The 14,473-nt window shown below is 72.2% G+C and carries 10 protein-coding genes; 1 reads left to right on the forward strand and 9 read right to left on the reverse strand.

What is annotated here, in order from left to right; translation table 11 throughout:
• Positions 1 to 36: 36 nt before the first annotated feature.
• The 6 genes from ABD817_RS28750 to ABD817_RS28775 form a co-directional block, all read right to left on the reverse strand.
• Positions 37 to 1,884: a hypothetical protein gene (locus tag ABD817_RS28750; RefSeq protein ID WP_344921325.1), complete on the reverse strand. Its 1,848-nt coding sequence runs from the start codon at positions 1,882 to 1,884 to the stop codon at positions 37 to 39.
• A 107-nt stretch (positions 1,885 to 1,991) separates the two neighbouring features.
• Positions 1,992 to 2,405 carry a (deoxy)nucleoside triphosphate pyrophosphohydrolase gene (locus ABD817_RS28755; protein WP_344921326.1) on the reverse strand — a complete coding sequence of 138 codons (414 nt, stop codon included), beginning with the start codon at positions 2,403 to 2,405 and terminating at the stop codon, positions 1,992 to 1,994.
• 14 nt (positions 2,406 to 2,419) lie between these two features.
• The gene (locus tag ABD817_RS28760) at positions 2,420 to 3,517 is read right to left on the reverse strand and encodes a C40 family peptidase (protein WP_344921327.1); all 1,098 of its coding nucleotides are present in this window, start codon (positions 3,515 to 3,517) and stop codon (positions 2,420 to 2,422) included.
• Between the two features lie 211 nt (positions 3,518 to 3,728).
• On the reverse strand, positions 3,729 to 4,415 hold the full coding sequence (locus ABD817_RS28765) for a hypothetical protein (RefSeq protein WP_344921328.1): 687 nt from the start codon (positions 4,413 to 4,415) through the stop codon (positions 3,729 to 3,731).
• Positions 4,416 to 4,417: 2 nt separating this feature from the next.
• Entirely contained in the window at positions 4,418 to 6,778 is a 2,361-nt protein-coding gene (locus ABD817_RS28770) for a type IV secretion system protein (RefSeq protein WP_344921329.1), read from the reverse strand.
• Positions 6,779 to 6,960: 182 nt separating this feature from the next.
• Entirely contained in the window at positions 6,961 to 9,453 is a 2,493-nt protein-coding gene (locus ABD817_RS28775; protein WP_344921330.1) for an ATP-binding protein, read from the reverse strand.
• A 167-nt stretch (positions 9,454 to 9,620) separates the two neighbouring features.
• On the opposite strand from ABD817_RS28775, the gene ABD817_RS28780 reads away from it, so the two are divergent.
• Positions 9,621 to 9,956 carry a hypothetical protein gene (locus tag ABD817_RS28780; RefSeq protein WP_344921331.1) on the forward strand — a complete coding sequence of 112 codons (336 nt, stop codon included), beginning with the start codon at positions 9,621 to 9,623 and terminating at the stop codon, positions 9,954 to 9,956.
• Here ABD817_RS28780 and ABD817_RS28785 read toward each other — a convergent pair.
• The 3 genes from ABD817_RS28785 to ABD817_RS28795 all read right to left on the reverse strand — a co-directional run bounded on the left by ABD817_RS28785 (position 9,917) and on the right by ABD817_RS28795 (position 14,062).
• Positions 9,917 to 12,559 (reverse strand): TcpE family conjugal transfer membrane protein, encoded by a 2,643-nt coding sequence (locus ABD817_RS28785; protein WP_344921332.1) that lies wholly within the window; start codon positions 12,557 to 12,559, stop codon positions 9,917 to 9,919. The genes ABD817_RS28780 and ABD817_RS28785 overlap by 40 nt on opposite strands.
• Before the next feature lie 47 nt (positions 12,560 to 12,606).
• Positions 12,607 to 12,882: a hypothetical protein gene (locus tag ABD817_RS28790; protein WP_344921492.1), complete on the reverse strand. Its 276-nt coding sequence runs from the start codon at positions 12,880 to 12,882 to the stop codon at positions 12,607 to 12,609.
• A gap of 151 nt (positions 12,883 to 13,033) precedes the next feature.
• The gene (locus tag ABD817_RS28795; RefSeq protein WP_344921333.1) at positions 13,034 to 14,062 is read right to left on the reverse strand and encodes a conjugal transfer protein; all 1,029 of its coding nucleotides are present in this window, start codon (positions 14,060 to 14,062) and stop codon (positions 13,034 to 13,036) included.
• Between the last annotated feature and the right edge of the window lie 411 nt (positions 14,063 to 14,473).

Genomic DNA, 14,473 nt, shown 5'->3' on the forward strand with positions numbered 1-14,473 from the left:
AATACTAGTTGGGCAAAAGTAACAGTAAACCGGGTTTTACAAAACGTGTCGCGATCGACGGCGGCGCTGGATCCTCCGCTGCAGCCACAGGAGGCCGAGCAGCGTTCCCACCGCCGCCCCCACCGCGGGGAGACCCGTCACCCCGCTCAGCGGACTCGACTCCGCGACCGCCTGAACCTGGCCGTTCGGGCCGTCGAGGTCCTGCGGGAGGGGCGCCCCCTGCGGGCGCGGGTCCTGCGGAAGGGGGACCTGCCCGCCGGGGAGGCCCGCCTGCGGCAGCTGGAGGCCGTTCACGAGACCGGGCATCTGGCCCGCCCCCGCCATGCCCATCGAGATCGGCGGCGTCATGGCCCCCGGCGCCTGCGGTCCGCCCGGCTGCGCGCCCGGCATCTGCGGCCCGCCCGGCTGCCCCGTTCCCGGGTAGCCGGGAGGCATGGGGCCGCCCATCGGCCCGCCCGGACCCTGCTGCGGCACGCCGGGCTGCCCCGCCATCCCCGGCCCGATCCCCGGATATCCCGGAGGCATCGGCTGCCCCGCGCCCTGGGGCCCCGCACCGGGCCTGCCGGCCATGCCCTGGCCGGGCACGGCGGGTTGCGCGGCGGGCCACTGGCCGCCCCCCGGATAGCCGGGAACCATCGGCCCGACCACCGGCGGGCGCACCCCCGCCTTCTGCCCGCCTCCGATTCCTGGATAAACGGGACCCATCTGCTGGAGTCCCGGCTGACCGGGCATGGGCTGCGGCATCCCCGGCATGCCAGGCATCCCCGGCATCCCGGTCATCGGCCGGCCGGGACCCGCCTGCCGGAGGGCCTGCCGGTCCGCCCCCTGCCCGCGCGCACCGGGCCGGCCGGCCGCGTGCCGCTGCGCGTGCGCCTTCCGCCCGGCTGCCTTGCGGCCCGCCTGAGAGCCCATGGCCGAGTGATTCCTACCGTTCTGCCCTTGAAGTGTGGGGGGTGCGGGCACTTTCGCCGGTGGTACGGCGGCCTGTCCCTGGCCGGGCGCATTCGTACCGGACTCCGGCACGGCACCCGGGGTCGCGGCGCCGTCCGGAAGGCGCGTTCCCTCCGGTGGAAGCCTCGTCCCCTCCGGCGGAAGGCCGGGAGCGACCGGACCCGCGGAGACACCGGCGGCACCGTTCGCACCCGCCTCGCCCGGTTTCGGGGCCGGGAGGACGAACGCCTTCCCGGCGAGATCGAGAAGGAACGCCGACATGCGCTGCTCGGCCCTCTGCGCCTCCGAGACACCGGGTGCGACCAAAGGGACCCCTCCGGTCTCCTCGACCGCCTGGGGGACGCTGAGGACCATGCTGGCGGCACCTGGCGCCCCCACTCCGGGGCGGGTCCCGGCGGACCTCGCCTCCCTCGCGGCGCGAGCGTGCTCCGGCGCCTCCGACGTCTCCGGCCCCCGAGCGACACCCCCGCCCCGCATCACCGCGTCCGAGCTCCTGATCGTGCTCTGGGCCTGCTGCCTCACCAGCCTGCCGTCGGGCCCGTTCATCCGGGCTAAGGCGGACACCGTGATGTCCCGCGGGCGCTCCGGCACGGCGAGCAGCACGTCGACGGTGCCGCCCTCGGCGGGCAGGGCACCGAACGCGCACACCCCCGCCCCCTTGGGGAGGGGCGCCGACGACCCGGTCTCCTTCGGGCACTCGATGCCCCTGAGCGCCTCGGCGGGGGTCGTCAGGACCGCGAGCCGCGCGTCGGTGCCCGGTCCGCGCAGCCGGATGCGGTAGCGGATCACCTGTTCGGCACGGCTCCCCGGCGCCCATGTGCCGGGGTCGGCGACGGCGACCAGGTCGAGGGGCAGCGGGGCCGGCTCGTCCATCTGGACGGCGTACACCCCCGAGGCTCCAAGGACGAGCACCCCCGCTCCGACCGCCGACACGAGCCCAGCGTTACGCCACCATACGGTCACCGCATATCTCCGTTCCCCGGGTACGGACACGCGACATCGCCACGTCCAGTAGCAGTTATGTCACGTTGCGGAGTCGATCAATCCTTATTGAACCGACCTTGCCCATCGTTGAGGCGACCTTGTACCGCCCGGACGATTGGAAGGTCCGCGGGGAGCCACGCCACGTCGTAGAGCTCCTCCTCGGTCAGCCAGCGCAGGTCCAGGTGTTCCCTCGCCTCGGGCTTGCCCTCGGCGACCACCGCGAGCCAGACCCGGAGGACGTAACCCCCGGCGAGCGCCCAGTCCCCGCCGACGCGCTCGCCCACCTCGATCAGCACGCCGAGCTCCTCCTGGCACTCCCTGACCAGGGCCGCGTGCTCGTCCTCACCGGGATCGACCTTCCCCCCGGGCAGCTCCCACCCTCCGGCCAGCTCGGGGGGGTCGGCACGCTGGGCGGCGAGCAATCTCCCGTCGCCGTCGACGATGGCGGCGCCCACAACGACCTTTTCCATGGCTCCCGATTCTGTCAGCCCTGCTCCCGCGCCTTGAGTTGCGCGAGGACCTGGGGGTGTTGCAGCGGCCGGGTGAATCCCACGATCCCGGTGCGATCCCGGTAGGTGGTGACCTTGATCGGCCCGCACAGCGTGCACCTCGCCTCGACCATCTTGCCCGGAGTGACCACCATTCCCACGTGCCCGGGACGGTCTGGGCCGGTTCCTGGACCGGAGTTGAAGAAGACCAGGTCTCCCGCCTGCTCCTCCCCCTCGGGAACCTCCACGCCGAACGGCCACTGGCCGAACGTGGTGCGCGGGATGGTCAGGCCGACGCTCCGATAGGCCATGTAGATGATCCCCGAGCAGTCGTAGCCCGCCGGACCCGTACCGCCCCAGATGTAGGGCTTGCCGCGCTGGGCCAGCGCGTACTCGAGGATCGCGGCCACCGTGCTCGTCGGCGCCGCCTGCAGCATGGGCTCGTCGCAGCTGTCGTCCGCCTCGGGCGGGACGGTGACCTCGCCGTCCTTGGCGTACTTCCCGGCGATCTCCATGACCTGGTCGACGTACCACCAGGCACGGTTGTAGACGAACAGCGAACGTCGCACGTCCTCCGGCGCGCCGTTCCGCTTCAGCATCTTCGCCGCGCCTAGGATGGCGTCCGCCGGGTTGTACACGTCGGCCCAGCCGTCTCCGTCGCCGTCGGAGGCGTAGCCGTTGAACGTGGACGGGATCTTGATCTTGGCCTTGCCGCCCCACGTGCTGATGAGAAACTGCATCGGCCCGGCGGCGCCCGCGTAGTTGGTGCCGCTCCGCACGCCGCGAAGCGTGGAACGGCCGTGGTCGGTCTCGCGCTTGCCGACCCCGGCGAGCACGTTCCACTGCACGCCGACCTTCCGGCCGTGCTCGCGATACAGCTTCAGATACTCCTCGGGGATGTCGGACGTCGCGGTCTCCGACTGGTCCTCCACCGACTGCGCGGTGTCCCCGCACTCGGGCCGAGTCTCCCCGGTGATCGACGGGAAGCTGGGGAAGCCGCTGATCATCATCATCGGCGCCATGATCAGCGTGACCAGGCAGAGCGCGGCGACTCCGAGGATCAGCGCGAGGCGGAGGTGCTTGTTGTCCCTCATGCGCTCCCGCCGCCCGTCCCGTACGCGCCTTCGCCGCCCATCCCGTACCCGGCCTCGCCGCCCGTCACGTCCCGCCGGGACGCGATCCCGCCGCTCGCTCCGTCCCGCCGGGACGCGATCCCGCCGCCCGGCTTGTCACGGCCGTACGCGACCCCGTCACCCCTGTACGGGGGCCCGCCTGTTCGCTCTCGTCCGTACGTGATCTCGGCGCTCATCCGGTCTCGCCGGTCTCGCCGGTCGCACCGGTCTCGGAGATCTGGTTGTCCCCCTCCTGGCCGGAGTCCGCGGGCTGGAGATCGTGGACCCGCCATTCGGCGCCGACCTGGATGAGTGTGACGGCGTACTCCGCGGTCCTCTCGTTCACCCCGCTCCTGGCCGTGACGTTCTGGGTGCCGACGACCACGAAGACCACCGAGGCACTGTCGATCTGCCGGATCTCCTTCACCCGCGCCGCCCCGACCGAGACGACCTCGTCGGCCCTGTTCGCCTCGACGGTGCCCGGCGAGGTGACGGTCCGCAGCAGTGCCCCGGAGAACTCCGCCGTGACGTACCCCTTGAGGCGGTCGCCGTAGACCGCCGGGTCCTCGTCGTAGCTGAACGTGCCGTACTCGGCGGTGAAACGCTGCGCGTAGTCGGCGGCGGCGGCGAGCTCCTGCTTGGTCATCGGCAGGTAGGAGTAGACGTCGAAGGGCGCGTTGCTCGCCGTCGCCGCCGGGCGCGCCGGCTCCGGGGCCGGTTCCTGCCCGGACGCCACGGTACGGGTGACGCCCGCCGGCTCCGCCCGGGTCTCCGGCCCCTCTCCGGTGTCCGGCCACATGGTCAGGTAGACGCCGACGGCGGCGAGTATCACGACCAGCACCGCGAAGACGGCTCCCCGCCGGCTGCCTCCCTCGACCATTGTCAGTCCTTGCCGCGGTTGGACGGGCGCAGCCAGAACGGCGGCGGCTCACCGGCCTCCCCGCCGCGCTCGGCCCGCCTGGTGATCCAGAGCGGAGGCGCCTCGGACGACCTGCTTCCGGAGTCGCGGTTCCGCGAACCACCGGAGCCCCGGGAGGAACCGCCGAAGATGCTCCCACCGGAACCGCTCGAACCACCGGAACCCGAGGAGCCCCGGGAGGACCCGCCGTTACGCGAGCCCGAGCCGGAGCCGCCTCGCGAGGAGCCCGAGGAGCCCCGGGAGGAGCCGCCGCCGAAGATGCTCCCGCCGGAACGACCGCCACCGCCCGAGGAACCGGAGGAACCCGAGGAGCCCGAGGACCTGCCCGGCGAGGGTGCCGCGGGCCGGACCGCCGGGGAACCGGACGACCTGCCCGCCGAGGAGGACCGGCCGCCCGAGCCTCCCTGCGGGGCCCAGCCACCGGAACGGCCGCCGAACCAGCCTCCGGAACCACCTGACCCACTCGACCCGCTCGACCCGCCCGAGCCGCGCCCGGAGGAGCCTCCGGCCCGGGTGGGGGGCGCGCCGCCTCCCGTACCGGCTCCGGAGAGGTTGAGCGGCGGTGCCGCGCCGGGGCGGGCCGCGGTGACCGGCCTGCCGGTGCCCTTGCGCCGCCCCGCCGCCTGGGAGTCGGTGTCGAGCGGTGCCGGTTGGGCACCGGTCGGGACCCTGGTGCCCGACGGTGTGTTCGGCGTGGCGCCGCCGTCCTCGCCGCGGACCCTGCCCTGGGCGACCGCTGCCGCCGCTGCCGCGCCGACGGAGGCTCCGCCCGCCATCGCGGCCGCCTGCAGCATCGGCTCGGCCTTGCGCATGCCCCACCGGCCCACCCTGGCCGCCGCGACCGGCGGCAGCGCGGACGCCGCCCGCTGCAGGGTCGGCGCGGTCGCCGCGTCGCCGAGCATCCGGGTGGTGAGCGTGTGCCCGTCCATGGACGAGAACAGGTGCTGGAACGGCCGCCGGTAGAAGAACACCGCGATCGTCAGGATCGCCATGAACATGACCTGCATGCCCCACGGCATCGCCGTGGAGATGATCAGGGCGTAGCCGTACACGAGCACGCCGAGGACGAGGGCGAGCACGGCCTGTCTGAGCAGGGTGCCTATCAGCATCTCCACCCAGCGCATGGCGATGATCCGCCCGGATCCCGGATGGACGCCGATCAGCAGGAAGACCGGCGCGAGGATCAGCAATAGCAGGAACCCGACCTTGAGCACCAGCAGCGAGACCGCCACCAGGAAGATCAGCAGCCCCGCGACCACCGCGGCCATGAGGGCGCCGATCGCGACCCCCAGGCGGCTCGTCCAGTCCTTGCCCTGGAAGAGGGGGAAGACCGGCGTGCTCTGCAGCTTGTCGGCGACCTCCGTCTCGTATCTCGCCTGGTGGGAGTTCGCCTCCGGCACCTGCTCGGCCTTCATCTCGGCCGCGTCGATCGTCTGGATCTCCAGCAGCTTGGCGCCGAACACCTTGATGATGGGGGCGTTGGCGTCTGCCGTGCCGAACTGGCCCATCAGCCACGGCTTGCAGACCAGGGTGGACCAGAGCGCGTCGGAGTTCTGCTCGACGCCCGGCACGCCGCTCTGGCCGTACCCACCGCCCTGGACCTGCGGGTTGGCCTCTCCCCTGGCGGGCAGGCAGGAGGTGCCACCCGCGCCGGGCAGCCCGGAGAAGGCGGAGTTGACCACCTCGCCGGTCTTGTCGGTGACGACCTTGCCCAACCCCGTGAGGTCGCCGGGGCGGCTGAAGAACCAGACCGCCACCGTGACCGCGAGGACCATCCAGATGACGCCCTCGGCGGTGGTGGTGGCGCGCTTGCGGATCAGCCCGTACCAGGCCAGCCAGATGGCGCCGAGGATCACCAGCGGCCGCAGGTACGGCCAGTACATGGCGTCGGCCAGCCGGACCACCATGTCGTCGACGACGTTCTTGATCGATTCCAGCGGCCCCTCGGTGGCCGCCGCCTGGTAGGTCGTGATGGTCAGCCGGTCCAGCGCCTTGGCCCACAGGAAGACCGTGTTGGCCATCGCGTTGCCCATCACCGCCGCGATGTCGTCGCAGCCGAGCAGGTGGGTGTGCCAGAACTGGCCGCTCATGCCGTACGTCGCGTAGTTGCCCTGCGTCGCCGGGGGCTGCGCCGCCTGGGGCTGTGCCGCCGGGGCGCCCGACGGGGCGGGGTCGGGAAGCGGCGGCTGGATCAGGCCGTCCACGCCTCCGGCGACCATGTCCGGGGACAGGTCGGGAGACATGTCGCAGGGAGCCGCGGCGACGGCCGTGGACGTGTCGCCGGGGAAGGCCAGCGGCAGCGCGAAGAACGCGGTCAGCGCCACCAGCCCGATGGCGACCCGCCTGCCCAGCCGTCCGCCGCGGGAACCCCTCCCGCGAGGACCACCGGGCCCGCCGGACCCGCTGAACCCGCGAAGACCGCCGAGCCCGTGAAGCCCGCGAGGACCCTTCGGCCCGTTGCGGGACCGTCTCTCGCGAAAGCCCTCGAACCCCTTACGGGAGACCCTCATGACCGCACCTCCAGCGCCGCAGCCCCCGGCCTACCGACTCTGTCGCCCCCAGGAAGATCATGCACTTTCTCGTCGGGTTTGTCGTGGGTCGGATTCGTGTCCAGCCAGCGCAGCAGCTCATCCGAGATCAGGTCCACCCCGATACGGCCCGCGCGACCGTCCAGATCCCGGAAGACGCATTCGCCGTTGCCGAGCGAGCGCAGCACCGCCTTGTGCTCCTCCGAGGGTTCGACCCCGAGGAGCGCCATCACGTGCTCCACCTCGACCCGTTCCGTGGAGCGGAACGCGAAGACCGACGACAGGCAGTTCGTCACCTGCTCGCTCAGCAGGTCTCCGGCGTTCTGCGAGACCAGGACCAGCGCCGTGTTGCGGGAGCGGCCCATCCGGCTGACCTCGGGCACCAGCTTGGCCCCCTCGGGGGTGGAGGTGATCGCCCACGCCTCGTCCAGGAAGATCGCCTTGGGCGTCCGCCGGTCCAGGCCGTTCATCAGACCCCGCGCGAACTGCGCGACGAGGTAGAGCAGCGCCACCGACAGCCTCTGCTCGTACGAGTAGTCGTCGCGACCGGTGGAGGCGTCGGGCAGCGTCAGGCCGCCCAGGGTGAAGACCGTGGTCCAGCCCTCGGTGTCGATCTGGTCGCCGCCCGAGGGGTCGAAGCAGAGCCTGGCCAGATGCATGTCCGACATGGAGCGGAGCACCGCGCCCAGGTTCTTGGAGGCGGCGTCCTCGGTGTGCTCCAGGAAGTCGACGACCTTGCCCAGCGACGGGTCCTCGGCGTTGGACACCGCGGCGACCGCCTGGATCATCGCCGACTCGCGTTCCTCCGACATGCGAGGCAGCAGCAGACGCAGGGTCTCGGTGGCCATCGTCTTCTTGGCCGCCAGGTCGTCGCCGAACGAGAACGGGTCCAGCAGGCCGGGAGCCGCCGAACCGAGGGGGATGATCCGCGCCTTCCTGCCCCGCTTCTGCAGCAGCTGCACCAGCGACTCGGCGTCGCCCTTGGGGTCGATGACCGCGACCGTCACCCCGCGCAGCGCCATCTGGTAGATCATCAGCAGCGCCAGCGTGGTCTTGCCACCGCCGGGCTCGCCGGTGATGGCGATCGCCGTCGGCCGGTTGCGCGTCGCTGCCACCAGCGGGTCGAAGTGCACGATGCTGCGGGCCCGGCCCAGGGTCTCCCCGACGTACGGGCCCATCCAGCCCGAGCCGCTCTCGTCCGTCCGGTCGCCCAGGTCGACGGTGGCGGTGGCCATGCCGCCCGCGATGGTGCGCAGCGGCTGACGCTGCGCGTAGGCGTTGACCCGGACCCGCTCCCCCGGCAGCGTCTCGCAGAACAGCGAGAACTGGTCGCCGGTGGAGTTGACGATGTCGATGCCCATGTCGCGGTAGTGCTCCACGACCGCCTCGACCCGCTGCACGCAGATCTCCTCGGTCGGGGCCGACACGATCAGGCGGTGCCAGCCGTACACGAACGGCAGGCGCTCCTTGGTGATGCCGTGCTCCAGCATCCTGGCCGCGTCGATCTGCTCGGCCAGGGCCAGCGGCGCCTCCGCGCCCGCCTCGCGGATGTGGATGTCCATGTCGCGGGCGTGGGCGAGCTTGCGCGCCACGTCCTTGCTCGCCTTGACGGGCGGGATGAGCCGCATCCTCGAACTGATCTCCACGGGGAAGGGCAGCTGGTCGGCGAAGTGCATCCAGGGCTCGCCGTCGGGGAAGGGCATGAGGTCGGGGAAGCGGGCGAAGGACATGTGCGCCACGTAGGAGTCTCCCTGCGGCTGCTCGATCCGCAGCAGCGCCCTGCCGTTGTGGATCTGCCCCTCGACGAGGGACTCGATCTCCCCCTGCCCCCACCGGCGCTTGGGGCTGGCCGAGGCCGGGGGGTCGCCGAGGGACCCGGTCGTGGCGTGCTGGAACAGCCAGGCGAGCTCGACGGAGGTGGCGTGCCTGGCGTACAGCGCGCTGGCCGACAGCGCCCTGCCCAGACGCTCCGCCTGCTCGGACCACTTGGCGATCTCCGCCTTGGGGACGTGGTCGTCCTCGATGCCCAGGGCCTTCTCGCTGCGCTGGTAGAAGCCGAAGAGCTGCGAGAGGACGCCGGTGCCCAGCTGCCGACCGCGCGTGCCGAGCCGTACGCCGAGGTAGACCTCCTTGGTCCAGAAGTCCTTCGCCCAGACGTGGCGGTACATGTCCTCCAGGTAGTCGCGCCAGCCCGGCCCCTCGTCGGAGGTGGCGTTCAGCGCCATCGCCCACTCGGCGGCGGGGTAGGTGCGGTGCGCCACGCGCAGGTGGACCTCGGCGTCGGGCATGCGGATGGCGGCCAGCGCGATCGTGATGTTGGTGGCCAGCGCCTCCCGCTCCTCGGGGGTGATGAACTCGTAGCTCACGGTGGGAAGCCTGAAGTAGGCCCAGACCGACGATTCGGTGAGCAGGATCCGATCGTCGAAGTATCGGACGGCCAGGCGGCTGCGCGCCCGGGAGGCACGGCTCACGGCCCTTCCCCTCCCGAGACCGGGACCGGGACCGAAGCCGGGACCAAAGCTGAGGCCGGGACCGAGACCGAAGCTGAGGCCGCCGACATCCCGGCCACCGCCGGAACCACCATCGCTCGCCCGGCCCCGTTCCCACGGTCTCCGGACCCCTCGCCGGGCCGGATCCCGTGACACCCGCCCACCCGAACCTCGACCGGTCCACCCTCGCGAACCCGCTCAAGACGCACCAGACCAACCCGATCCAGCCCGCCACGGTCCAGCCCGCCCACCCGAACCTCGACCGGTCCACCCTCGCGAACCCGCTCAAGACGCACCGCACCGACCCGGCCCGGCCCGCTCACCCGAACCTCGTACGACCCGTCAACCCGCGCCCGGTGCGACCCGCTCGCCCGGACCCCGGCCTGCCCGATCACCACCTGCACCTCGTCTCGCCCGCTCACCACATCTCCTCGCGCCCGGGGGATCACTGGGCTAACTCCTCCTCGCTGGGTCGACCCGCCTGAACCGTTCCGAAGCCCGCCACGACGACACCGGCCAGGGCGAGGTACGCCCGGCGGCCCGATGCCCTCAGGTGGGACGGCTCCACCCGATCGGCCCTGCCGGGGGCCAGCGCGTCCTCCCAGGGAACCCGGACGATCGCCCGGCACCTGCCCCGCGCGACCGCCTCCGCCTGCTCCACGTCGGCCATGCTGCGACGGCTCACCCCGTTGACCACCATGACCGCCCGATGGCGCAGGTCGGCACAGCCGTGCCCGTCGAGCCACTCGTAGGTCATGGCCACCGCGTCCGGCCCGTCCTCGCTGGCCGGGACGACGAGGACGAGCTGGTCGGCGTAGGGGAGGACCCGCGCGGCCAGAGCCGCCGCCGGGTCCATGACGATCATCTTGTAGTGCCGGTCGAGCGTGTCCATCGTCTGGCCGAGCCGCCGGTCGGAGAAGAGCGTGCGGTCGGACAGGCGCTGCTCGGCACCGGCGTCGCTGTCTCCGGCGAGGACCTCCAGCCCCGAGGCGCAGCGGCTGGTGTACGCGCGCATGCCGAGGTATCCCTGGACGTTGTCGAGCCCGGAGAGCAGGGAGGTCAGGGTCTCGGGCGACTCGCCCTGGATCCGGCTGGACAGGGCGTGGGAGCCGGTGCTCGCGTCGACCGCGAGGATCCGGTCCTCGCGGTAGCGGGCGAGGGTGTGGCCGAGCATGAGCGCGGTCGTGGTCTGCCCGGCGCCGCCGGTGCATCCCAGGACCACCACCCGGCGACTGCCGCTGAACACCGCCCTGGCCCGCGCCTCGTCGATCTCCGAGCCGTCCGTACGGCCACCGCCGCCGGGTCCGATCACCACCTGGGCCAGCCGCCGCCAGCCGCCCGAGGAGTCGCGGCCGACCACCGACTCCACCCGGCGGACCCTGGTCTCTGCCTCACCGCGCGAGGAACCGGCCACCGGCACCGCCGGGGTGACCGGATCCGCCGTGGCCGATCCCGACGGGACCGCGCGGATCGACATGCCGCCTCCCTGGGCACCGGCGCCCGCTTGACCGACGGGACCGCCCTGCGCGCCCGCGGGCCTCTCCGGCGGCCACGCCTGCGACCTGTCGACCGGCCGTCCGATCGGCGCGGGCTGCCCCTTGCGGTGCTGGCGCCGCGCGCTCTCCTCGTCCGGTGTCTCCAGCCTGTCCTGTCTGTTCTGCGGGAGCTCGGCCGCCTCCGTGGCACGGTGCCCGATCGGCGCCGGTCCGACGAACCTCGGCACGAAGGAGGGAGCGGCCGGGACGGCGGGCTTCTGGGCCGGGTCGGGCACGACAGCCGGTCTCTTCTGGGCCGGGTCGGGCACGGCGGGCGGCCTCTCGGCGGGCACCGCACGGGCCGGGGCGGGTGTCTCCACCCGCGGCGCCTCGGGGGCCGAGGGCGTCGTCGGCACGGCCGGGGTCTCGGGCCGCGACCGGCCGGGAGGCTTCGCGGTGGGGGCGACGGTCTCGGAGGACGCGGCGGGCGCGATCACCCCGGGGGGCGCGACCGGCGCGGGCGGCGCCTCTCGTACGGGAGGCGCGTCCGGTACGGCCGGGGCCGCGGCGGCGCGCTGGGCCTCGGCGGAGGCCGCGAGCCTGCGCAGGCGCCGCAGCGCCTCGGCGCCGATGGGAGCGGGCGGAGTCGCGGTCGCGCCGGACGACGCCGCGGGGGCCTCGTCCCTCGAATCGTCCGCGCTCCCCGTAGCGGCGGATCCGGTCGCCGGAGCGCGATCGGCCCGAACCTCCGCCCGTCCGGGGGAACGGTCGGCGGGCGGTCGCGAGGCAGGGCCCGGGACCGGCGTACCCGGCGCGGACCCCGCGGCCTCGGCGAACGCGACCGGCTCGGCGAACGCTACGGGCTCGGCCACCGGGGTCACGACGGGCAGGGGCGCGGAGGGCGCCAGGGACACCGGGGGCCCAGAGGGCACGGAGGACACGGAGGACACGGAGGACACGGGAAGAACGGCGGGGACGGTGACCGGGGGCGCCTCGACGGCCCAGGGTGCCTCGACGGACCGAGAGGTCTCGACGGCCGGGGCGTGGCCGAGCGCTGGGGCGACGCCCTGACGAGGGGCGTGGACCTCGGCCCAGGCGACGCGCTCGCGGGCCACGGGAGCGGTCGCGGCTGCCGCCGCCGCGGCGGCAACGGCGGGACGCACCTCGCGCGAGCGGGCGGCGGATCGTTTGGCCTGGGCGTGCCTGGCCCTGCGCGACGCCTTGACCCGGACGGCCGCGTACTGCGGCGCGGCCCGCCAGATCCGGCCGTTCAGCGTGACCTCGGCGGGCTCGGAGAGGGGTGCCATCCGGCACCAGGTGCGCGGCTCTCCCACGTAGCGCATCTGCGACTGAAGCAGCTCGGTGAGCCTCTTGCTCTCGATCACCGGCCGGGTGGAGAGCCAGGTGACGACACCGGGCGGCACCAGGTAGAGCACGTGCCAGGGGGCGGCGAAGGGCAGACCGAGCAGGTAGAGCAGCAGCGACCACGGGGCCAGCACTCCCACGAACCCACCGATCCAGACGATCGGGAGCGGCATCGGCAGCCGTAGGTCGTACAGCTTGTAGAGCCGCTTCTCGATCCTCCAGATATTGGTGTACGTGGGCAGATCCACGTGATCCTCCTCTCCGCCTCTCCTTGTTTGACCGTTCGAAGCCGGTCTCAACCCCCCGAGATGCCCAGCGCGCCCGCGATCGCCTTGGCAGTCACCTCGATGATGTTCGGAACGTAGAAGATCACGCCGATGGCGATCGCCAGGATGATGAACTGGACGAACCTGGTGATCTCACGGGTGAAGAGGAAGAAGAGGGCCACCACCGAGACGATGACCAGGAAGAGCGGCGCGAAGAAGCTGCGGAGGAAGTCGGCCAGGCCCTCGGTGTTGACGCCCGCCGGAGGAGCTGTGGGCTGAGTGAGCTCTATCGCGCTCAACAGCATGGTCTTGAGAATCACTTCTTGTCCTCCGTACTCACGATCGTGCCCGCCGGGCGGCGACGGGTCCACGGCGCGTAGGCGCGGGAACCCGGACCGACGGCTCGTCGATCAGGGGGGGTCTGCTCACCGTGGACCGGCACCATTCGATCATGCGTTACCCCGCCACAGATCGGTGTGCGCCGCGGATGTCCTTGACGAACCATTTGTCGCCTTGTTTGACCATGGTGAGCAAGTAGGACTGTTCCAGCTTGCCCCCCGCCTGGCCGGGATCGGCGGGTTCCGGATCGGTGGACGGCGTCGCCTTCGACGGCACTCCCCACGAGACCGTCGCGGTCACCTCGCGGGTGTTCCCCCCGCCGAGGGGCACGGCGAGGTCCTTGAGCTGCAGGAAGGTGAACGCGCCTCCGAACCCCTGCAAGGTGACCCCGGCATCGGCGTACTGCTGCAGCGAGGTGGTGTCACCCGCGTACGCCCTGAAGAAGTCTTCCAGCGTGGTGCGCAGCTCCTGCTCCGCGGCGCGGTCGCGCTCGGGCGCGGCCTTGGGCGGCAGGTCGGCCGCCCTGGGCGCGGGCAGGATGCCCGGACGCCCGGCGACGACGAACCTCTTCGCGGCGTAGTCGTGGTAGACGGGCACCGACAGGAGCTGGCGGCGGTTCTCCGACTGGTAGGCGACGGTGACGACGGCGTTGTCTGCGTCGACGACCTCGATCCCGTACGGTTGCACCGCTCCAGCGCTCATCCTGCCGAAACCGTCCCAGCCGAACTGCGCCTCGGCGCCCTCGGGCAGGTAGGGGGCGAGTCTCGACTCCCGCTCCGCGAGGCGGGCGCCGTCGAAGTTGAGGTAGACCTCGGCGAACTGGGCCGCGAAGGCGGAGGCCTGGACCGTGGGGAATCCGCTCCCCGCGACGGGCGCCGCGCCGGAGGGGGCGTTCTGCTGGGTGAAGCGCTCGAAGGGCGCGCGGACCCCGTTCACGACGATGACGACGATGAGCGCCCAGAGCACGGCGCGGCCGGTCCACACCAGCCAGCGGCCACCCCCGCCGGACCAGCGTCCGCGCGACGCGCCCCGCCCGCGCGCCGGAGCGCGATCGAGGTCGGAATCGTCGGGAAAGTCCGGGTATGACGACAGCTCAGGGTCGCCAGCGATCCGGGGATCACGCTGGACCGTCGACCTTCGAGCCATCACGCCTCCGCTCGCGTCAATCCTCGGCCGGTGCGGTCTCGTATTGCCGCCGATCCCGTTGGCCATGGTGACGCACTTACTCTAGCCGCCCAGCCGATTGTTCCAGGAAAGCCACGCCTATGCTGCAGGCATCGTGATGACTGAGCAAACCCGGTCTGGAACCCCGGCGAGGCCGCCGATGCCGACGACGCCCGGCGAAAGGCGTATTACCCCTGGCCAGCGCATGGGCCGATTACTCAAACGCCACCCATTGCTAACTAGACGGCCCCCGGACTGTCGCGACCTGCGCATTTAACACTAAATACGTCACCCAGGGTCACAACTCCTTGAAATGGACTTTCTTCCCACCCGGCAACGATCACAGCCGCGACCAGCGGAGTCATGGCGTCCGTGGCGATCTCCGACTCGGCC

Source organism: Streptosporangium oxazolinicum (assembly GCF_039537505.1).
Classification (GTDB): domain Bacteria; phylum Actinomycetota; class Actinomycetes; order Streptosporangiales; family Streptosporangiaceae; genus Streptosporangium; species Streptosporangium oxazolinicum.

Coding starts and splice junctions, on each gene's coding strand:
- ABD817_RS28755 (WP_344921326.1), bottom strand. CDS start 2,405: ATGGAAAAGGTCGTTGTGGGCGCCGCCATCGTCGACGGCGACGGGAGA.
- ABD817_RS28760 (WP_344921327.1), bottom strand. CDS start 3,517: ATGAGGGACAACAAGCACCTCCGCCTCGCGCTGATCCTCGGAGTCGCC.
- ABD817_RS28765 (WP_344921328.1), bottom strand. CDS start 4,415: ATGGTCGAGGGAGGCAGCCGGCGGGGAGCCGTCTTCGCGGTGCTGGTC.
- ABD817_RS28790 (WP_344921492.1), bottom strand. CDS start 12,882: ATGCTGTTGAGCGCGATAGAGCTCACTCAGCCCACAGCTCCTCCGGCG.
- ABD817_RS28795 (WP_344921333.1), bottom strand. CDS start 14,062: ATGGCTCGAAGGTCGACGGTCCAGCGTGATCCCCGGATCGCTGGCGAC.